Source organism: Streptococcus mitis, assembly GCF_047463435.1.
GTDB lineage: Bacteria > Bacillota > Bacilli > Lactobacillales > Streptococcaceae > Streptococcus > Streptococcus mitis_DS.
The window spans coordinates 75,245-96,703 of the sequence record NZ_JASHDW010000003.1 but is presented as its reverse complement, the minus strand read 5'-3'; the positions used below and the strand labels follow the sequence as shown (position 1 = coordinate 96,703).

Here is a 21,459-nt window from a genome sequence, read left to right as displayed (position 1 = left end):
ACAAAACAAAAAACTTGTCAAGCAATGTCAAGCAAAAAGAAGAATTGTTTTGGGAATCGCTTAAAAAATGGTATAATGAAAAGAAAACGATAAGGAGGGAAAGGATGCGTTGTCCAAAATGTGGGGCTACCAAGTCAAGTGTTATCGATAGTCGCCAAGCAGAAGAAGGGAACACCATTCGTAGAAGACGTGAGTGCGACGAATGCCAGCACCGTTTTACAACCTACGAACGAGTAGAAGAAAGAACCTTAGTGGTTGTTAAAAAAGATGGCACACGGGAACAATTCTCCAGAGATAAAATCTTTAATGGGATTATCCGCTCAGCCCAGAAACGTCCTGTGTCAAGTGATGAAATTAACATGGTAGTCAATCGTATCGAACAGAAACTCCGTGGTCGAAATGAAAATGAAATTCAAAGTGAGGACATTGGTTCACTCGTCATGGAGGAGTTGGCTGAACTGGACGAGATTACCTATGTGCGTTTTGCCAGTGTCTATCGTAGTTTTAAGGATGTCAGTGAGTTAGAGAGCCTGCTCCAACAAATCACCCAGTCCTCAAAAAAGAAAAAGGAAAGATAAATGAAGCCAATTGACCGTTTTTCTTATCTAAAGAATAATCGGGTGTCGCAAGATACCTCATCTCTGGTACAGTGCTACCTCCCGATTATCGGTCAGGAGGCACTGAGCCTTTATCTTTATACGATTAGTTTTTGGGATAATGGTAGAAAGGAATATCTTTTTTCAAGCATTCTTAACCATCTCAACTTTGGGATGGATAGACTTTTAAAATCCTTGAAAATCCTATCTGCTTTCAATCTCTTGACCCTCTATCAAAAGGGGGACGTTTATCAGCTAGCCCTTCATTCCCCTCTATCTAGTCAGGACTTCTTGGAACATCCTGTTTATCGCAGACTTTTGGAGAAGAAGATTGGCGATGCAGCTGTGGAGGATTTAAAAGTTGAAAGTGCTGACGGTGAAGAAATACCTGTCTCGCTCAATCAAGTCTTTCCAGATTTGGCAGAACTAGGCAATCAAGAAGACCTTGGTCTTAAGAAGAAAGTGGCCAACGATTTTGACTTGGACCATTTTCGTCAGCTGATGGCTCGAGACGGACTTCGTTTTGCGGATGAGCAGTCCGACGTCTTAAACCTCTTTGCCATTGCCGAGGAGAAGAAATGGACTTGGTTTGAGACCTATCAGCTGGCTAAGTCAACAGCTGTTTCCCAGGTTATTTCAACCAAACGCATGCGGGAAAAAATTGCTCAAAAACCTGTTTCTTCTGACTTTAGTCCTAAGGAAACGACCATTATCAAGGAAGCCAAAAGTAAAACGGTCTTGCAGTTCTTGGCAGAAATCAAGCAAACACGCAAGGGGACCATCACCCAAACAGAAAGAGAACTCTTGCAACAGATGGCTGGCATGGGCTTGCTGGACGAAGTCATCAATATCATTCTCTTGTTGACCTTTAATAAGGTGGATTCAGCAAATATCAATGAGAAATATGCCATGAAGGTAGCCAATGACTATGCCTATCAAAAGATTCATTCGGCAGAAGAAGCAGTCTTGCGAATCCGTGAACGTGGGCAAAAGAGTCAGGCTCAAAAAGGCAGTAAACCCAGTCCTACCAAGTCCAATGTACCCAAGTGGAGCAATCCAGATTATAAGAATGAAACCAGCGAGGAAACTCGTCTGGAATTAGAACGTAAGAAACAAGAACTATTAGCTCGATTAGAAAAAGGAGGAGATTAGATGGAAAGTGTCGGAGACGTACTCAAACGTCAACCTAGCCGTTTTCATTATCAAGATTTGGTCCAGAAAATCATGAAGGACCCTGATGTTGCGGCCTTTATCCAGCAAGAATCCTTGACTCCAGAGGAATTAAATCGCAGTATCTCCAAGTTTAATCAGTACATCACCGAGCGCGACAAGTTTCTCCGTGGTGATACGGATTATATTGCCAAAGGCTACAAGCCGATTTTGGTTATGAATCATGGTTATGCGGACGTTTCTTATGAAGAAACTCCTGAACTAATCGCAGCGGAAAAAGAAGCGGCTATTAAGAACCGTCTCAAGTTAATCAATCTGCCAGCCAGTCTCAGGAAAGCTAGTTTGGCTCAAGTAGATTTAGATGATTTGGGGCGCTTGCCAGTTTTTGAAAAGCTATTAGCCTTTGTGGAGCAATATCCAGCTATTCGAAAAGGTCTTTACCTATATGGAGATTTTGGTGTGGGCAAAAGTTTCATGGTGGCTGCCTTGGCCCATGATTTGTCAGAAAAACGTGGTGTTTCATCAACTCTCCTCCACTATCCTAGCTTTGTCATTGATGTCAAAAATGCTATCGGTGATGGTAATGTTAAGACCTTAGTGGATGAGATTAAGCTTTCTGAAGTCCTGATTTTAGATGACATTGGTGCCGAGCAATCAACAGCTTGGGTGCGTGACGAAATCCTGCAGGTCATTCTCCAATACCGTATGCAGGAAGATTTACCGACCTTTTTCACATCCAACTTCAACTTTGATGATTTGGAGCAGCATTTCGCTAAAGGGAAGCATGGAAATGACGAAACCTGGGAAGCTAGAAGGGTCATGGAACGCATCCGTTATTTGGCTGAGGAGACTCGTTTAGAAGGAGTAAACCGTCGATGACAGAAACAATCAAATTAATGAAGGCTCACACTTCAGTGCGCAGATTTAAGGAGCAAGCTCTTCCTCAGGAAGACTTGACTGAAATCCTGACAGCAGCCCAGATGGCCTCGTCTTGGAAGAATTTCCAATCCTACTCTGTGATTGTGGTACGAAGTCAAGAAAAGAAAGATACCTTGTATGAATTGGTGCCTCAAGAAGCCATTCGCCAGTCAGCTGTTTTCCTTCTCTTTGTCGGAGATTTGAACCGAGCAGAAAAGGGAGCACGACTCCATACCGACACCTTCCAACCTCAAGGTGTGGAAGGCCTCTTGATTAGTTCGGTCGATGCGGCTCTTGCTGGACAGAATGCCTTGCTGGCAGCTGAAAGCTTGGGCTATGGTGGTGTCATTATTGGCTTGGTGCGGTACAAGTCAGAAGAAGTGGCAGAGCTTTTTAACCTGCCTGACTACACCTATCCTGTCTTTGGGATGGCACTGGGTGTGCCAAATCAAAATCATGATGTGAAACCAAGACTGCCACTAGAGAATGTTGTCTTTGAGGAAGAATATCAGGAACAAACAGTTGATGTGATTGAAGCTTATGATCGTGTACAGGCGGACTATGCTGGGGCGCGTGCGACCACAAGCTGGAGTCAGCGCCTAGCGGAACAGTTTGGTCAAGCTGAACCAAGCTCAACTAGAAAAAAATCTTGAACAGAAGAAGTTATTGTAGAAAGTGAGAAATTATGGCCCTACCAACTATTGCCATTGTAGGACGTCCCAATGTTGGGAAATCAACCCTATTTAATCGGATCGCTGGTGAGCGAATCTCCATTGTAGAAGACGTCGAAGGAGTGACACGTGACCGTATCTATGCAACGGGTGAGTGGCTCAATCGTTCCTTTAGCATGATTGATACAGGAGGAATCGATGATGTCGATGCTCCTTTCATGGAACAAATCAAGCACCAGGCAGAAATTGCCATGGAAGAAGCCGATGTTATCGTCTTTGTCGTGTCTGGTAAGGAAGGGATTACCGATGCAGACGAATACGTAGCCCGTAAACTTTATAAGACCCACAAACCAGTTATCCTCGCGGTTAACAAGGTGGACAACCCTGAGATGCGAAATGATATCTATGATTTCTATGCTCTCGGTTTGGGTGAACCACTGCCTATCTCATCTGTCCATGGTATCGGTACAGGGGATGTGCTAGATGCCATCGTAGAAAATCTTCCAAATGAATATGAAGAAGAAAACCCAGATGTCATTAAGTTTAGCTTGATTGGTCGTCCTAACGTCGGAAAATCAAGCTTGATTAACGCTATTTTGGGAGAAGACCGTGTTATTGCTAGTCCTGTTGCTGGAACAACACGTGATGCCATTGATACCCACTTTACAGATACAGATGGTCAAGAGTTTACCATGATTGATACGGCTGGTATGCGTAAGTCTGGTAAGGTTTATGAAAATACCGAGAAATATTCTGTCATGCGTGCCATGCGTGCTATTGACCGTTCAGATGTGGTCTTAATGGTCATTAATGCGGAAGAAGGCATTCGTGAATACGACAAGCGTATCGCAGGATTTGCCCATGAAGCTGGTAAAGGGATGATTATCGTGGTCAACAAGTGGGATACGCTTGAAAAAGACAACCACACTATGAAAAACTGGGAAGAAGATATCCGTGAGCAGTTCCAATACTTGCCTTACGCACCGATTATCTTTGTATCTGCTTTGACCAAGCAACGTCTCCACAAACTGCCTGAGATGATCAAGCAAATCAGTGAAAGTCAAAACACACGTATTCCATCAGCTGTCTTGAACGATGTGATTATGGATGCCATTGCCATTAACCCAACACCGACAGACAAAGGGAAACGACTTAAGATTTTCTATGCGACCCAAGTGGCAACCAAACCACCGACCTTTGTTATCTTTGTCAACGAAGAAGAACTCATGCACTTTTCTTACCTGCGTTTCTTGGAAAATCAAATTCGCAAGGCCTTTGTTTTTGAGGGGACTCCAATCCATCTCATCGCAAGAAAACGCAAATAAAAAAGTAGAATCTGGAATGACATTTCCAGATTTTTTTGATAAAATGAAGTTGAAGAAAGCGCTATCAAAAAGAGGTGTTGATGATGGAACATTTGTTTAAATTCTTGCTCATATTCCCCTGTATTTACTTTTTCAGCTGGATTGACAAGGATAATAGAGATAGTAAAATTTTCCCATTTTTTTACTATTTTTACTGGATTTACATCACCCTCTATGCTCTTTTTAGCCTTGCTTGGACAGTTATTTCAGTTCTGTTTTTCAATATCGTCTTGAGAAATGTGACAGATATCAAGTTATGGGGCATTTGGTTTCTTTTTATTCTGCTAGCTATTGGTATGAATAGGTTAACTTATTTCTGTTTCAAAAAAATGCTTCGCTTGAGACGAGAACTCGGGGAGTCAAAAGGTGGCAAGCATTGAGTTATATTGGTAAGAACATTTAATAGAATGAAACTAAAGAAAACAATTTTAAAGAGGAGGTGTCGATGATGAAACTGTCGTTTAATTGGTTTCATTTGATACTCTTATTTCCCTGCTTTTACTTTTTTTATTGGATAGATAAAGCTGATAGAAACAGTAAGTTTTTCCCCATTATCTACTATTTCTACTGGATTTATATTTCCCTTTTAGCTCTGTTTAGCTTGGATATGACAATTTTTTCATTCTTATTTTTCCCTTTTGTTCTAAATTATGTATCAGATGCTAGTACTTGGGGTGTTTGGTTGCTTTTGATAGTCTTATCTCTAGGCAGTGACTGGTTAGACTATATCTTTTTCAAAAACATGTTTCGCTTGAGACGAGAACTAGGGGAGTCTAACGGTGGAAGGCATTGATTTATATGGTTTTTATTGATAGGAGGTAGCTTATGGCACATCTAAAATCATTTATTACACGCTATTCTAAGGTCTATATTGGTTTAGTTCTGTTGATCTGGATTGCTTTCTTCTTTCTTCCTTGGGATAAACCAGTTCTGGGAATATCTATCAATCTCTTAATCATGCAGAAAGTTTTACTAGTTTTTGGTATTCTGTCTATTTTGATGGCCTTGCTGTCCAAGAAAGTCAGTCTCTTTGTTTTTGGATTGATCTGCTGTTTTTCTCTTTGGATTAATCTATTTATCCTATTTGCGATTTTGCCGATTTTTGGCAATTAAAGTATCATAAAAGTCAGAGAGGTTAGCTTGGAAACTAGCCTCTTTTTCCTTTTCAAAATGGGGATTCTTCCTTGAAAATAATCAGTAATTGTGCTAAAATTAAAAGAACATTCTAAAATATTCGGAATTTAAAGTAAGGAAAAACATGGCTAATATTTTAAAAACAATTATCGAAAATGATAAAGGAGAAATCCGTCGTCTGGAAAAGATGGCTGACAAGGTTTTCAAATACGAAGACCAAATGGCTGCTTTGACTGACGACCAACTAAAAGCAAAAACAGTTGAATTTAAAGAACGTTATCAAAATGGAGAATCACTGGATTCACTGCTTTATGAAGCATTTGCGGTTGTCCGTGAGGGTGCCAAACGTGTCCTAGGCCTCTTCCCATATAAGGTTCAGGTCATGGGGGGAATCGTTCTTCACCATGGTGACGTGCCAGAGATGCGTACAGGGGAAGGAAAAACCTTGACTGCGACCATGCCAGTATACCTCAATGCTCTTTCAGGTAAAGGGGTCCACGTAGTTACGGTCAATGAATACCTATCAGAGCGTGACGCGACTGAGATGGGTGAATTGTACTCATGGCTTGGCTTGTCAGTAGGGATTAACTTGGCTGCCAAATCTCCAATGGAGAAAAAAGAAGCCTATGAGTGTGATATCACTTACTCAACCAACTCAGAAATCGGATTTGACTACCTTCGTGATAATATGGTCGTCCGTGCTGAAAACATGGTACAACGCCCGCTTAACTATGCCTTGGTCGATGAGGTTGACTCTATCTTGATTGACGAGGCGCGTACACCTTTGATCGTATCAGGTGCTAATGCAGTTGAAACCAGTCAGCTCTACCACATGGCAGACCACTATGTAAAATCGTTGGACAAAGACGACTACATCATCGATGTGCAGTCTAAGACTATTGGTTTGTCTGATTCAGGGATTGACAAGGCTGAAAGCTACTTCAAACTTGACAATCTCTATGACATCGAAAACGTAGCTCTGACTCACTTTATCGATAACGCCCTTCGTGCTAACTATATCATGCTTCTCGATATTGACTACGTGGTGAGCGAAGAGCAAGAAATCTTGATCGTTGACCAATTTACAGGTCGTACCATGGAAGGTCGTCGTTATTCTGATGGATTGCACCAAGCCATTGAAGCCAAAGAAGGTGTGCCAATCCAGGATGAAACTAAGACATCTGCCTCAATCACTTACCAAAACCTTTTCCGTATGTACAAGAAATTGTCTGGAATGACGGGTACAGGTAAGACCGAGGAAGAAGAATTCCGTGAAATTTACAACATTCGTGTTATTCCAATCCCAACAAACCGTCCTGTTCAACGTATTGACCACTCAGACCTTCTTTATGCAAGTATCGAGGCTAAGTTTAAGGCGGTTGTCGAAGACGTTAAGGCTCGTTACCAAAAAGGTCAGCCTGTCTTGGTTGGTACAGTAGCGGTTGAAACTAGTGACTACATTTCTAAGAAATTAGTCGCAGCTGGCGTTCCTCACGAAGTCTTAAATGCCAAAAACCACTATAAAGAAGCCCAAATCATCATGAATGCTGGTCAACGTGGTGCTGTTACTATCGCAACCAACATGGCCGGTCGTGGTACCGACATCAAGCTTGGTGAAGGAGTTCGCGAATTGGGTGGACTTTGTGTGATTGGTACAGAACGCCATGAAAGCCGTCGTATCGATAATCAGCTTCGTGGACGTTCAGGTCGTCAAGGAGACCCAGGTGAGTCACAATTCTACCTATCTCTTGAAGATGACTTGATGAAACGTTTTGGTTCTGAACGCTTGAAGGGAATCTTTGAACGTCTCAACATGTCTGAAGAGGCCATTGAGTCTCGTATGTTGACGCGTCAGGTTGAAGCAGCACAAAAACGTGTCGAAGGAAATAACTACGATACTCGTAAACAAGTCCTTCAATACGACGATGTCATGCGTGAACAACGTGAGATTATCTACGCTCAACGTTACGATGTCATCACTGCAGACCGTGACTTGGCACCCGAAATTCAGGCTATGATCAAACGTACAATTGATCGTGTCGTTGATGGTCATGCGCGTGCCAAACAAGATGAAAAACTAGAAGCAATTTTGAACTTTGCTAAGTACAACTTGCTTCCTGAAGATTCGATTGCAATCGAAGACTTGTCAGGCTTGTCTGATAAGGCTATTAAGGAAGAACTCTTCCAACGTGCCTTGCAAGTTTATGATAGTCAGGTTTCAAAACTACGTGATGAAGAAGCAGTTAAAGAATTCCAAAAAGTCTTGATTCTACGAGTGGTAGATAACAAGTGGACAGATCATATCGATGCCCTCGATCAATTGCGTAATGCGGTTGGACTTCGTGGTTATGCTCAGAACAACCCTGTTGTTGAGTATCAGGCAGAAGGTTTCCGTATGTTTAATGATATGATTGGTTCGATTGAGTTTGATGTGACACGTTTGATGATGAAAGCCCAAATTCATGAACAAGAAAGACCACAAGCAGAACACCATATCAGTACAACAGCGACCCGCAATATCGCTGCCCACCAAGCAAATATACCAGAAGATTTGGATTTGAGTCAGATTGGACGGAATGAACTTTGCCCATGTGGTTCTGGTAAGAAGTTTAAAAACTGTCACGGTAAAAGACAATAAAATGAGATAGTTTAGAGGCGGATACCTTGTGAAAAGTAAATTTTTACTTGGTATCCGTTTGATTTATAAGGAGATGAGTTATGGTATTTACAGCAAAAAGTCCTAAAATTAATATTGAAGAAGTTCGTGCCTTATCAAAATTAGAAGGTCAAGCTTTGGAGAGAAAATCACAGCGCGATAAAGAGCTAGAAGCCATTATACGTGGAGAAGACCAACGGATTCTCTTGGTAATCGGGCCATGCTCATCTGACAATGAAGAAGCTGTCCTTGAGTACGCTAAACGTTTGGCAGCTTTGCAAGAAGAAGTGGCAGACCGTATCTTTATGGTTATGCGTGTTTACACTGCCAAACCTCGTACTAACGGAGATGGCTATAAGGGCTTGATTCACCAGCCTAATGCGACAGAAGCGCCTAGTCTTATCAATGGAATCAAAGCCGTTCGCCATCTTCATTATCGTGTTATCACAGAAACAGGTATGACAACAGCTGATGAAATGCTTTATCCTGAAAATCTACCGCTTGTGGATGATTTGATTTCTTACATGGCGGTTGGTGCCCGTTCGGTTGAAGACCAGCAACATCGCTTTGTGGCAAGTGGGGCAGATTTTGCGACTGGGTTTAAAAATCCAACCTCTGGAAATCTTAATGTTATGTTTAATGGAATTTATGCCGCTCAAAATAAACAAAGCTTCCTTTTTCTAGGAAAAGAAGTGGAAACAACTGGTAATCCTCTTTCGCACGCCATTCTTCGTGGAGCAATTAATGAGTATGGTAAGAATATTCCTAACTACTACTATGATAATTTGATGGATACCATTGCCCAGTATGAGAAAATGGGCTTGGAAAATCCTTTTATCATTGTAGATACCAATCATGACAACTCTGGTAAGCAATACATGGATCAGATTCGAATTGTCCGTCAGACCTTGATTAACCGTGATTGGAATGAAAAAATCAAGCAGTACGTTCGTGGCTTTATGATTGAGTCTTATCTAGAAGACGGCCGTCAAAACGAACCGGAAGTATTTGGCAAGTCTATCACAGACCCTTGTCTTGGCTGGGATAATACGGAAGCCCTCGTCAGAGAAATCTACCAAACGCTAGGAGAATAAGATGGCATTTATTGAAAAAGGTCAAGAAATCGATATTGAAGCAATCAAGGCGGAAACCCAATTGTCTGCGGAAGCCTTGCGACTAAAGGAGCGCCGTGATAGAGAATTGGCAGACATTATTTCAGGAGAAGATGACCGTATCCTTTTGGTGATTGGTCCTTGCTCTTCTGATAATGAAGAGGCTGTCTTGGAATATGCCCGCCGTTTATCCGCCTTGCAGAAGAAGGTGGCGGACAAGATTTTCATGGTTATGCGTGTTTATACTGCTAAACCTCGTACTAACGGAGACGGCTATAAAGGTTTGGTTCACCAACCAGATACCTCTAAGGCTCCAAGCCTGATTAACGGCTTGCAGGCTGTACGCCAGTTACATTACCGCGTGATTACAGAGACTGGTTTGACAACGGCAGATGAGATGCTTTATCCGTCAAATCTTGTCTTGGTAGATGATTTGGTCAGCTACCATGCTGTAGGAGCTCGTTCTGTAGAAGACCAAGAGCACCGCTTTGTGGCTTCAGGAATTGATGCACCAGTGGGGATGAAAAATCCAACCTCTGGAAATTTGGGTGTCATGTTTAACGGTATCTATGCCGCTCAAAATAAACAAACCTTCCTCTTCCATGGTCAAGAAGTTGAGACTTCAGGAAATCCTTTGGCCCACGTCATCCTTCGTGGTGCAGTTAATGAATATGGGAAAAATGAGCCTAACTTTTACTATGAAACCCTGCTAAATGCCATTGAACGCTATGAAGCCATGGGACTTGAAAATCCCTTTATCCTCATTGACACCAACCATGATAATTCTGGCAAGCAATATATGGAGCAGATTCGAATTGTTCGCCAGACCTTGCAGAATCGTGATTGGAATGAGAAGATTAAAAAGATAGTTCGCGGCTTTATGATTGAATCTTACCTAGCAGATGGTCGTCAAAATCAACCAGAGGTCTTTGGTTGCTCTATTACAGATCCTTGCTTGGGTTGGGAAAATACAGAGGCCTTGGTAGAAGAAATTTATGCCACCTTGACAAAATAAGTGAAAAGGATGGAGTTGGGGAATCTCAACTCCTTTTGATGAGAATGATAGTTGGACACGGAATTGACATCGAAGAATTAGCTTCGATAAAAAGCGCAATTACACGACATGAAGGCTTTGCCAAGCGCGTGCTGACCGCTAAGGAAATGGAACGGTTTAACAGTCTTAAAGGGCGCAGACAAATCGAATATTTAGCTGGTCGTTGGTCGGCTAAGGAGGCCTTTTCCAAGGCCATGGGAACTGGTATTGGCAAGCTCGGTTTTCAGGATTTGGAAGTCTTGAATAATGAACGCGGGGCGCCTTATTTTAGTCAGGCACCATTTTTAGGAAAGATTTGGCTGTCTATCAGCCACACAGATCAGTTCGTGACAGCCAGTGTCATTTTGGAGGAAAATCATGAAAGCTAGTCCACATAGACCAACCAAGGCTCTGATTCATCTGGGAGCTATTCGACAAAATATTCAGCAAATGGGGGCTCATATCCCTCAAGGAACGCTCAAATTTGCAGTAGTCAAGGCCAATGCCTATGGGCATGGGGCTATTGCTGTTGCCACGGCTATTCAAGATGATGTTGATGGCTTTTGCGTTTCCAATATTGATGAAGCCATTGAACTTAGACAAGCTGGACTCAGCAAGCGAATCCTCATTTTAGGAGTTTCTGAAATCGAAGCTGTTGCTCTTGCTAAAGAATACGACATCACCTTGACTGTGGCCGGACTGGAGTGGATCCAAGCACTCTTAGATAAGGAAGCGGACCTAACTGGATTGACAGTCCACCTCAAGATTGATTCAGGCATGGGACGGATTGGTTTTCGAGAGGCCGGTGAGGCTGAGCAGGCTCAAGTTTTGCTCCAACAACACGGTGCTCGTGTTGAAGGAATTTTTACCCACTTTGCTACTGCAGACGAGGAATCAGATGACTACTTTAATGCCCAGTTAGAACGGTTTAAAACTATTTTGGAAAGTATGAAAGGTCTTCCAGACTTGGTTCATGCCAGCAATTCTGCAACGACTCTTTGGCATGCAGAGACTATTTTCAATGCAGTTCGTATGGGAGATGCCATGTATGGTCTTAATCCTAGCGGAGAGGTCTTGGATTTACCCTATGACTTGATTCCAGCCTTGACCTTGGAGTCTGCTCTGGTTCATGTCAAGACAGTTTCAGCTGGAGCTTGCATGGGCTACGGAGCGACCTATCAGGCGGATAGCGAGCAAGTCATTGCGACCGTGCCAATCGGCTATGCGGATGGTTGGACACGAGACATGCAAAATTTCTCTGTCTTGGTAGATGGTCAAGCTTGCCCAATTGTCGGCAGGGTTTCTATGGACCAAATCACCATTCGTCTGCCTAAGCTTTACCCACTCGGAACCAAGGTAACTTTGATTGGTTCTAACGGGGGCAAGGAAATCACAGCAACTCAGGTAGCGGCCTACCGTGGAACCATTAACTACGAGGTAGTTTGTCTCCTTAGCGACCGCATTCCGAGAGAATATTATTAGAAAAGAAAGGAGTGGAGCATGAATCTACACCAACCCTTGCATGTCTTACCTGGTGTGGGACCAAAGTCAGCAGAAAAATACGCCAAACTAGGAATTGAAAATTTGCAAGACCTCTTGCTCTACTTTCCTTTCCGTTATGAAGACTTCAAAACCAAGCAGGTGCTGGAGCTGGAAGACGGAGAAAAGGCAGTTCTGTCTGGACAAGTAGTGACTCCTGCCAGTGTCCAGTATTATGGTTTCAAGCGCAATCGTCTGCGTTTTAGTCTCAAACAGGGAGAAGTCATTTTTGCAGTGAATTTCTTTAACCAGCCCTATCTAGCAGATAAGATAGAGTTGGGAGCAACCCTTGCTGTCTTTGGAAAATGGGATCGCGCCAAGGCTAGTCTGACAGGGATGAAGGTTTTGGCTCAGGTGGAAGATGACCTCCAACCTGTCTATCGTCTGGCTCAGGGAATCAGTCAGGCCAGTCTGGTCAAGGTTATCAAGACAGCCTTTGATCAGGGGCTGGACCTCTTGATTGAGGAAAATCTTCCTCAGTCTTTGCTGGACAAATACAAACTCATGTCCCGTTGTCAGGCAGTCAGAGCCATGCATTTCCCTAAGGATTTGGCAGAATACAAGCAGGCCCTTCGCCGTATCAAGTTTGAGGAACTCTTTTATTTCCAGATGCAATTGCAGACGCTCAAGTCTGAAAATAGAGTTCAGGGAAGCGGTCAGGTTCTGAATTGGTCTCAGGAAAAAGTAACAGCTGTTAAAGAAAATCTACCTTTTGTCTTGACCCAAGCTCAGGAAAAGAGTTTGCAGGAAATTTTAACCGATATGAAGTCGGATCACCATATGAATCGTCTCCTACAAGGGGATGTGGGGAGCGGAAAAACGGTGGTCGCTGGCTTGGCCATGTTTGCAGCAGTGACAGCTGGCTACCAGGCTGCTCTCATGGTGCCAACAGAAATCCTTGCAGAGCAACATTTTGAGAGTTTACAGAACCTCTTTCCAGACTTGAAGCTGGCTCTCTTGACAGGTTCCTTGAAAGTTGCAGAAAAGAGAGAAGTCTTGGAGACCATTGCCAAGGGTGAGGCTGATTTGATTATTGGAACCCACGCTCTGATTCAGGATGGGGTGGATTATGCTCGTCTTGGCTTGATTATAATCGATGAGCAGCACCGTTTTGGTGTGGGACAAAGGCGTATTTTACGGGAAAAAGGGGACAATCCAGACGTCCTCATGATGACGGCGACTCCCATTCCACGGACGCTTGCAATCACAGCCTTTGGAGATATGGATGTTTCCATTATCGACCAGATGCCAGCAGGACGAAAACCCATTGTGACGCGCTGGATCAAACATGAGCAACTACCTCAGGTTTTGACCTGGTTAGAGGGGGAAATCCAAAAAGGTTCTCAAGCCTACGTCATCTCTCCCTTGATTGAAGAATCAGAAGCTCTGGATTTGAAAAATGCCATTGCCTTATCAGAGGAGCTGACAGCTCATTTTGCAGGTAAGGCAGAAGTGGCTCTTCTACATGGTAAGATGAAGAGTGACGAAAAAGACCAGATCATGCAGGAGTTCAAAGAGCGAAAAACGGATATTCTGGTTTCGACAACGGTTATCGAGGTCGGGGTCAATGTTCCCAATGCGACCGTTATGATTATCATGGATGCCGACCGTTTTGGTCTCAGTCAACTCCATCAGCTCAGAGGTCGTGTTGGTCGGGGGGACAAGCAGTCCTATGCTGTTCTCATTGCCAATCCCAAGACGGATTCTGGGAAAGACCGCATGCGCATCATGACAGAAACCACCAATGGTTTTGTTCTTGCGGAGGAAGATTTGAAAATGCGTGGTTCAGGTGAAATTTTTGGAACCAGACAGTCAGGGCTTCCAGAGTTTCAAGTGGCTGATATTATCGAAGATTTTCCGATTTTAGAAGAAGCTAGAAAGGTGGCCAGCTATATCAGTTCTATTGATGGGTGGCAAGAGGATCCAGAATGGCGTATGATTGCCCTCCATCTAGAAAAAAGAGAACATCTGGATTAAGCTTTCTCTAAGAAAATCTTAAGCTAGCTTTCAGGTTTGCCCCTTATACTAGAGTCATCAAAAAGAAACGAGGACTCTCACATGAACGTAACGATTAAAGTAAATTACCAAACCACTTTCCAAAAGAAAGAAGTAAAAAGCTAAGACTGGATAGGAGAAAAAAGAGCGAAATGCTCTTTTTTCGTTTCTAAAAGCACAATTTATTGAATCTAAAATAGCACACTGCGGATTCTAAAAAAATTCTAGAAATTATAGTAGATTGAATCCGAAATAGTCCACCGAGTTTTCTAAAACATTGTTAGAAATTAGTTTGAATTCCGCAATTAATTTGTTCAGTTTTTATTTCATTTAACTATAATTTGACTTTCCTAATTTCTTTGTTCTTATCTTATTTCAATACACCATATCTTACTATTTCAGAACCCACATCTAGCATAACTAAAAAACAGATTCTTCCATCTATTACGGAAAAATCTGTCATTGATTTAATGATTTACAAAAACTCCAACCACGGCTTGCGAATCCTGTCCTTACTGGTTTCTCTATATTTTTTAGTTCTTATTTATGATGCTCTTTCAATAGTTCTTCAAACTCAGAGACAGTCATACCCAACTGTTGACTGGCAACTTCAGAAGGCAAAAGACCTTGACGGACTAGATTTAGTAGCATAGACAAACTTCCTTCAACTTTTCCACGCTCCAGTCCCTGTTCAATCCCTTCTGCCCTAGCAGTTTCCAAGGCATAATCATGAGCCAATAATGCCTGTTCTTCACGCATACGTAGTTGACTAAACATTTTCCTGTCCTCCTCGGACCAGCTCTTGTAGTCTAGCAGTTGGTCTGCCTGGCTGATGGCTCGCTCGGGTTGTTGGGTAAAGGGTTTATTCCCAAAAAACTCCAACCACGGTTTGCGAACCTCGTCTTTGCTGGTTTCTCTGTATTTTTTGAGTTCCAAGAATGCCATCTTGACTAGATGGTGTTCTTGTCCGTTGTTTGTGATAGTCTTAATCTTTCAATAACGCCTCAAACTCAGCGACAGTCATACCCAATTGATCACTTGCAAATTCGGAAGTTAAAACATGTTGGCGTACCATATCCAGAAATGCAAAAAGTTTCCCTTCTTCCCTTCCTTCAACTTTCCCACGCTCAAGACCACGTTCCAATCCCTGTTCAATCCCTTCTGCCCTAGCAGTTTCCAAGGCATAATCATGAGCCAATAATGCCTGTTCTTCACGCATACGTAGTTGACTAAACATTTTCCTGTCCTCCTCGGACCAGCTCTTGTAGTCTAGCAGTTGGTCTGCCTGGCTGATGGCTCGCTCGGGTTCCTGGGTAAAGGGTTTATTACCGAAAAACTCCAACCACGGCTTGCGAACCTCGTCTTTGCTGGTTTCTTTGTATTTTTTTAATTCCAAGAACGCCATCTTAACTAGATGGTTTTCTTGTCCATTGTTTGTGATAGTTAAGACCTCACCTGTCATGTCTTCGCGCATACTAAAACTGTGAAAAGCCAAATCATCCGAGAAGTAATTACTATCCACGATTGCGATAGCGTATACTGGGGCAATATGTTTGTAACTCTGGTGAGTGTCACCTTCACGTTGGCGAATTTTTTCGAGGTTTTGATTAACCTGACTGCATAGATAAGCCCACAGGCGATTGATGAAAAAATTCTGATGATGCACCTGAATCTCAATAATTACTTGCGTCCCATTGTCCAACTCCGCCAAAACATCTATACTGGTATAGAAATCCTGCGCTGAATAAGGCATGGAGGGTAATACGTGAATATTGCTTCCCTCCAAAATCGTCACATTTTTTGCTGGCAAGTCCAGCATATCACGAATAAATTGACAAGTAATCTCTGGGTTGCTAAAAATCTTCTTAGCTACTAAGTCATTGGTTGGGCTAATGCCCGGATGTCTTAGAATCATCCTTTTCCTCCTTTTATTATACCACAGTTTTAAATCTAAAATCACTAGATTCACTGCTACTATCTATTTATTCGGAAAAGAAAGGATAAATGAAATAGAAAATAAAAAATAAGAACAGCGGCTAAGCAATAAATTTTAAGATTATCTGTCTTCTCCGCTTATCTGATAATAAATAAGGTTCGCAATATAGCCTTTTCTCTCTACCACATTTGCAACAGTCTTTAGATAGGACATTCCAGTCTTATCCATAACATGACCTGAAGCTGGGTTGAGACTGGCATATCGTGCTTTGACTTTTTGAAAACCTGCTTGAGTAAAACAGAAGTCTAAGATAGCTTTTAAGGCCTCTGTCATAAGACCACGACTCCAATAGTTTTTTCCTAAAACATAGCCAATTTCACAACTGGAATCATCCTCATTCATCTCAACGATGCTGATATCTCTTATCACTTGCTCTGGGTTTTCTTTGAGGTAAATGACTCATTTGTAATAGTTGGGATTGGCATAGGAAGCAACCCAATTACGAATTGAGTTTCGAGTGACCTCAACATCAGGATGGGGATTCCAAGTAACATAGGTCAGATTCTCAGCAGACGAAGCCCAATTTTGAAACATGGCTTCCGCATCACTCTCCACAAATCTTCTCAAGATTAAACGGTTTGTCTGTAATATTTGCGCACCTATTGCTTTTATGATGTTACCTCGCTTTCTGGTGTGTGATTCTCTATTCAATCTCCATTGAAACTATAGTATATCGAGATAAGCTGTAGACAAATCAACTGGGGCATTCACATTAATTTCTAAAACTACTTTCAGCCCATCATCACACAAATAAAGAATCTAAAATCTCTTTCTATTTATTCTTCTTTCTTGCATTGCTTTCTTAGATATGCTACAGTGGTGGTAGCGGTTACAAAAAAGGAGCATGCTATGAAAAATCCAGCTTTATTAGAAGAAATCAAGACTTATAGAGGACGGGATGAGGTCCCAGAAGACTTTGATGCTTTCTGGGATGAGGAAGTGAAAAAAGTTTCAACTCTTCCAGCCTACCAGTTGGAGGAAAGAAATTTCCACATTCCTCAAGTTAGTTGCTATGAGTTAACGTTTGAAGGAACCAATGAAGGCAAGGTTTATGCACGCGTCGTTCTTCCAAAGAGTGAGGAGAAGGTTCCACTAATCTTCCATTTCCATGGTTATATGGGACGTGGCTGGGACTGGGCCGACATGCTGGCCTTCACCGTGGCTGGTTACGGTGTTGTTTCCATGGATGTGCGGGGGCAGTCGGGTTATTCACAGGACGGTTTGCGTTCTCCTCTAGGAAATACGGTCAAGGGGCATATCATCCGTGGTGCTGTAGAAGGTCGGGAGCACCTCTTTTATAAGGATGTTTATCTGGACATTTACCAGTTGATCGAAATTGTTGCTAGTCTGCCTCAGGTAGATGAGAAGCGCCTTTCTAGCTATGGTGCCTCACAAGGAGGGGCTCTAGCCTTGGTTGCGGCGGCGCTCAATCCTCGAATTGAGAAAACTGTTGCCATCTATCCTTTCTTGTCAGACTTCAGACGAGTGCTTGAGATTGGGAATACTAGCGAGGCTTACGACGAACTTTTCCGTTATTTCAAGTTTCACGACCCCTTCCATGAAACTGAGGAGGAGATCATGGCGACCCTTGCTTATATCGATGTGAAAAATCTTGCCCATCGTATCAAGGGTGAGGTTAAGATGATTACGGGCTTGGACGATGATGTTTGCTACCCTATTACCCAGTTTGCGATTTACAACCGCCTGACTTGCGACAAGGCCTATCGCATCATGCCTGAGTATGCCCACGAAGCCATGAATGTCTTTGTCAATGACCAAGTCTACAACTGGCTGTGTGGTAGTGAGATTCCTTTTAAGTATGTAAAATGATAAATGAGAGAGCCCAGTAGCTCTCTTTTTTGTAGTTTAATAAAAATGATTTAAAATAGATGACTCTCTGAAACTACTTTCAGAAACAGCTGTTCTATAAAATACTTTTGAAACTGAAATCTATTCTATCACAAAGTATTGAAAGCGCTTAATAAATGATATATAATGAACCCATAAGAACAAAGAAAAGGAGGAAAGAGGATGCCACAGATTACTAAAGAAGCCTTGATTGCACAAATCAAAGATGGAATCATCGTTTCTTGTCAGGCCCTTCCTCACGAACCGCTCTATACAGAAGCGGGAGGAGTCATTCCCTTGCTGGTCAAAGCGGCTGAGCAAGGTGGAGCAGTCGGTATCCGAGCAAACAGTGTTCGTGATATCAAGGAAATCAAGGAGGTCACAAAACTTCCAATCATTGGGATAATTAAACGAGATTATCCACCACAAGAACCCTTCATCACTGCTACTATGAAAGAAGTTGATGAATTGGCAGAACTTGATATAGAGGTAATTGCTCTGGATTGTACCAAGCGTGAACGCTATGATGGTTTGGAGATTCAAGAGTTCATTCGTCAGGTTAAGGAGAAATATCCTAACCAGCTCTTGATGGCTGATACAAGTACTTTCGAAGAAGGATTGGTAGCTGTTGAAGCAGGAATTGACTTTGTCGGAACAACTTTATCAGGATACACATCTTACAGTCCAAAAGTGGATGGTCCCGATTTTGAATTAATCAAAAAACTCTGTGATGCCGGTGTAGATGTCATTGCAGAAGGAAAAATCCATACACCAGAACAAGCCAAACAAATCCTTGGATATGGAGTGCGAGGCATCGTTGTTGGTGGCGCTATTACTAGACCAAAAGAGATTACAGAACGCTTCGTTGCTGGTCTTAAATAACACAATCTCAAAAAAGAGGAGAGTGGTGGATGCGTCGGATAAAATGAAAACGTATACAAGTTCAATCTTACTCATTATCCAATATGGATACGCTTATCAATTAGGAGAATACAAATGAAATTTAGAAAACTAGCTTGTACAGTACTTGCGGGTGCTGCGGTTCTTGGCCTTGCTGCATGTGGTAATTCTGGCGGAAGTAAAGATGCTGGAAAATCTGGTAGCGATAGCGGAAAAACAGAAATCACTTGGTGGGCATTCCCAGTCTTCACTCAAGAAAAAACTGGTGACGGTGTTGGAACATATGAAAAATCAATCATCGAAGCGTTTGAAAAAGCAAATCCAGATGTAAAAGTGAAATTGGAAACCATCGACTTCAAGTCAGGTCCTGAAAAAATCACAACAGCTATCGAAGCAGGAACAGCTCCAGATGTACTGTTTGACGCACCAGGACGTATCATCCAATACGGTAAAAACGGTAAATTGGCTGAGTTGAACGACCTCTTCACAGACGAATTCGTCAAAGATGTTAACAACGAAAATATCGTACAAGCAAGTAAAGCTGGAGACAAAGCTTACATGTATCCAATTAGTTCAGCACCATTCTACATGGCTATGAATAAGAAAATGTTGGAAGAAGCTGGAGTTGCAAACCTTGTAAAAGAAGGTTGGACAACTGATGATTTTGAAAAAGTTTTGAAAGCGCTTAAAGATAAAGGCTACACACCAGGTTCATTGTTTAGTTCTGGTCAAGGGGGAGACCAAGGAACACGTGCCTTCATCTCAAACCTTTACGGTGCTTCTGTAACAGATAAAGATGTAACAAAATATACAACTGATGATCCTAAATTCGTCAAAGGTCTTGAAAAAGCAGCTGGCTGGATTAAAGACGGTTTGTTGAACAACGGTTCACAATTTGACGGTGGAGCAGATATCCAAAACTTTGCCAACGGTCAAACATCTTACACAATCCTTTGGGCGCCAGCTCAAAACGGTATCCAAGCTAAACTCTTGGAAGCAAGTAAAGTAGAAGTGGTAGAAGTACCATTCCCATCAGATTCAGGTAAACCAGCTCTTGAATACCTTGTAAACGGATTTGCAGTATTCAACAACAAAGACGACAAGAAAGTTGCAGCATCTAAGAAATTCGTTCAATTCATCGCGGATGACAAAGAATGGGGTCCAAAAGACGTTGTTCGTACAGGTGCCTTCCCAGTTCGTACTTCATTTGGAAAACTTTATGAAGATAAACGTATGGAAACAATCAGTGGTTGGACTAAATACTACTCACCATACTACAATACAATTGATGGTTTTGCAGAAATGAGAACTCTATGGTTCCCAATGTTGCAATCAGTTTCAAATGGCGATCAAAAACCAGCGGATGCTTTAAAAGCCTTCACTGAAAAAGCTAACGAAACAATTAAAAAAGCTACAAAACAATAAGCACTGAATCAGATTGACTCCTCCCTTTTCCCTGTGCATAATCTATGTAAGAAAAGGGAGGATTTTATTTGAAATATCAGAAACTGTCACGAAATTAAAATGAAGTTCTTACATAAGCGAATCTTAAAAAATTTCATTTTGATTTTAAAACTGTTCAAGAAAATCCAAAATATTCTATTTGTGAAAGAGAGGTGCCGACTGTGAAAGTCAATAAAATTCGTATGCGGGAAACAGTGATTTCCTACGCTTTCTTAGCACCAGTATTATTCTTCTTTGTCATCTTTGTATTGGTTCCTATGATTATGGGATTCATTACAAGTTTCTTTAACTATTCAATGACTAAATTTGAGTTTGTGGGTTTGGACAACTACATTCGTATGTTTAAAGACCCTGTCTTTATGAAGTCTTTGATTAACACAGTTATTTTGGTTGTTGGATCTGTACCGATTGTTGTTCTCTTTTCGCTCTTTGTGGCGTCGCAAACCTACCATCAAAATGCTATTGCCAGATCTTTCTACCGTTTCGTCTTCTTCCTTCCTGTTGTAACAGGTAGTGTTGCCGTAACAGTTGTTTGGAAATGGATTTATGACCCATTATCAGGGATTCTAAACTTTGTCCTTAAGTCAAGCCATATCATCAGCCAGAATATTTCTTGGTTGGGAGATAAACACTGGGCATTACTGGCAATTATGATTATCCTCTTGACAACTTCAGTTGGTCAACCAATCATCCTCTACATAGCTGCTATGGGGAATATTGACAATTCACTGGTTGAAGCGGCTCGTGTAGACGGTGCAACTGAATTTCAAGTTTTCTGGAAGATTAAATGGCCAAGCCTTCTTCCAACAACTCTCTACATCGCAATCATCACAACAATTAACTCATTTCAAGTTTTCGCCTTGATTCAACTATTAACATCTGGTGGGCCAAACTACTCAACAAGTACCTTGATGTACTACCTTTACGAAAAAGCCTTCCAATTGACCGAATACGGGTATGCTAATACCATTGGTGTCTTCTTGGCAGTCATGATTGCTATTGTAAGCTTTGTTCAATTTAAGGCGCTCGGAAATGACGTAGAATATTAAAGAAAGGAGACAGC

18 protein-coding genes and 3 pseudogenes are annotated in these 21,459 nt (G+C 42.0%); 18 read left to right on the top strand and 3 right to left on the bottom strand.

The window, feature by feature from the left end; genetic code table 11:
* Positions 1-104: 104 nt before the first annotated feature.
* From nrdR to recG, 14 genes and pseudogenes are all read left to right on the top strand, one after another.
* Positions 105-578: a transcriptional regulator NrdR gene (nrdR, locus tag QM843_RS02725; protein ID WP_001203672.1), complete on the top strand. Its 474-nt coding sequence runs from the start codon at positions 105-107 to the stop codon at positions 576-578.
* Complete coding sequence (locus QM843_RS02720) at positions 579-1,748, top strand: replication initiation and membrane attachment family protein (protein ID WP_414304461.1); 1,170 nt, start codon at positions 579-581, stop codon at positions 1,746-1,748.
* A complete protein-coding gene (gene dnaI, locus QM843_RS02715; RefSeq protein ID WP_414304460.1) occupies positions 1,749-2,645 on the top strand; it encodes a primosomal protein DnaI in 897 nt (298 codons plus the stop codon). It begins immediately after the preceding gene.
* Positions 2,642-3,356 (top strand): annotated as a pseudogene (locus QM843_RS02710) (NADPH-dependent oxidoreductase). The gene dnaI and the pseudogene QM843_RS02710 overlap by 4 nt, the downstream one beginning before the upstream one ends.
* Before the next feature lie 13 nt (positions 3,357-3,369).
* The gene (gene der / locus QM843_RS02705; protein ID WP_001207696.1) at positions 3,370-4,680 is read left to right on the top strand and encodes a ribosome biogenesis GTPase Der; all 1,311 of its coding nucleotides are present in this window, start codon (positions 3,370-3,372) and stop codon (positions 4,678-4,680) included.
* An 83-nt stretch (positions 4,681-4,763) separates the two neighbouring features.
* Entirely contained in the window at positions 4,764-5,099 is a 336-nt protein-coding gene (locus tag QM843_RS02700) for a hypothetical protein (RefSeq protein ID WP_414304485.1), read from the top strand.
* Positions 5,100-5,164: 65 nt separating this feature from the next.
* Entirely contained in the window at positions 5,165-5,512 is a 348-nt protein-coding gene (locus tag QM843_RS02695; protein ID WP_414304459.1) for a hypothetical protein, read from the top strand.
* Between the two features lie 32 nt (positions 5,513-5,544).
* On the top strand, positions 5,545-5,832 hold the full coding sequence (locus QM843_RS02690) for a membrane protein (RefSeq protein ID WP_000940694.1): 288 nt from the start codon (positions 5,545-5,547) through the stop codon (positions 5,830-5,832).
* A gap of 145 nt (positions 5,833-5,977) precedes the next feature.
* Positions 5,978-8,491, top strand: a complete 2,514-nt coding sequence (gene secA / locus QM843_RS02685) for a preprotein translocase subunit SecA (protein ID WP_414304458.1) — start codon at positions 5,978-5,980, stop codon at positions 8,489-8,491.
* Between the two features lie 80 nt (positions 8,492-8,571).
* Positions 8,572-9,603 carry a 3-deoxy-7-phosphoheptulonate synthase gene (locus QM843_RS02680; protein WP_033684855.1) on the top strand — a complete coding sequence of 344 codons (1,032 nt, stop codon included), beginning with the start codon at positions 8,572-8,574 and terminating at the stop codon, positions 9,601-9,603.
* A gap of 1 nt (position 9,604) precedes the next feature.
* Positions 9,605-10,636 (top strand): 3-deoxy-7-phosphoheptulonate synthase, encoded by a 1,032-nt coding sequence (locus QM843_RS02675; protein ID WP_049502447.1) that lies wholly within the window; start codon positions 9,605-9,607, stop codon positions 10,634-10,636.
* A gap of 44 nt (positions 10,637-10,680) precedes the next feature.
* Positions 10,681-11,043, top strand: a complete 363-nt coding sequence (gene acpS, locus QM843_RS02670) for a holo-ACP synthase (protein ID WP_049502446.1) — start codon at positions 10,681-10,683, stop codon at positions 11,041-11,043.
* Complete coding sequence (gene alr / locus QM843_RS02665) at positions 11,033-12,136, top strand: alanine racemase (protein WP_049502445.1); 1,104 nt, start codon at positions 11,033-11,035, stop codon at positions 12,134-12,136. The genes acpS and alr overlap by 11 nt, the downstream gene beginning before the upstream one ends.
* An 18-nt stretch (positions 12,137-12,154) precedes the next feature.
* Positions 12,155-14,170, top strand: a complete 2,016-nt coding sequence (gene recG, locus QM843_RS02660) for an ATP-dependent DNA helicase RecG (RefSeq protein WP_049502444.1) — start codon at positions 12,155-12,157, stop codon at positions 14,168-14,170.
* A 558-nt stretch (positions 14,171-14,728) separates the two neighbouring features.
* Here recG and QM843_RS02655 read toward each other — a convergent pair.
* The 3 genes and pseudogenes from QM843_RS02655 to QM843_RS02645 all read right to left on the bottom strand — a co-directional run.
* Positions 14,729-15,181 (bottom strand): annotated as a pseudogene (locus QM843_RS02655) (Rpn family recombination-promoting nuclease/putative transposase); the annotation flags it as partial.
* Positions 15,174-16,103 (bottom strand): Rpn family recombination-promoting nuclease/putative transposase, encoded by a 930-nt coding sequence (locus QM843_RS02650; RefSeq protein WP_247939515.1) that lies wholly within the window; start codon positions 16,101-16,103, stop codon positions 15,174-15,176. The gene QM843_RS02650 and the pseudogene QM843_RS02655, both read right to left, overlap by 8 nt.
* A gap of 141 nt (positions 16,104-16,244) precedes the next feature.
* Positions 16,245-16,796: pseudogene (locus QM843_RS02645) on the bottom strand (GNAT family N-acetyltransferase).
* 237 nt (positions 16,797-17,033) lie between these two features.
* Here QM843_RS02645 and QM843_RS02640 point away from each other — a divergent pair.
* From QM843_RS02640 to QM843_RS02625, 4 genes are all read left to right on the top strand, one after another.
* Positions 17,034-18,014, top strand: coding sequence for an acetylxylan esterase (locus tag QM843_RS02640; protein WP_237447031.1), 981 nt, complete (start codon positions 17,034-17,036; stop codon positions 18,012-18,014).
* Positions 18,015-18,215: 201 nt separating this feature from the next.
* The gene (locus QM843_RS02635; RefSeq protein ID WP_414304457.1) at positions 18,216-18,914 is read left to right on the top strand and encodes an N-acetylmannosamine-6-phosphate 2-epimerase; all 699 of its coding nucleotides are present in this window, start codon (positions 18,216-18,218) and stop codon (positions 18,912-18,914) included.
* A 114-nt stretch (positions 18,915-19,028) separates the two neighbouring features.
* Positions 19,029-20,357: an ABC transporter substrate-binding protein gene (locus tag QM843_RS02630; RefSeq protein ID WP_414304456.1), complete on the top strand. Its 1,329-nt coding sequence runs from the start codon at positions 19,029-19,031 to the stop codon at positions 20,355-20,357.
* Positions 20,358-20,578: 221 nt separating this feature from the next.
* Complete coding sequence (locus QM843_RS02625; protein ID WP_153193231.1) at positions 20,579-21,445, top strand: carbohydrate ABC transporter permease; 867 nt, start codon at positions 20,579-20,581, stop codon at positions 21,443-21,445.
* Positions 21,446-21,459 lie beyond the last annotated feature (14 nt).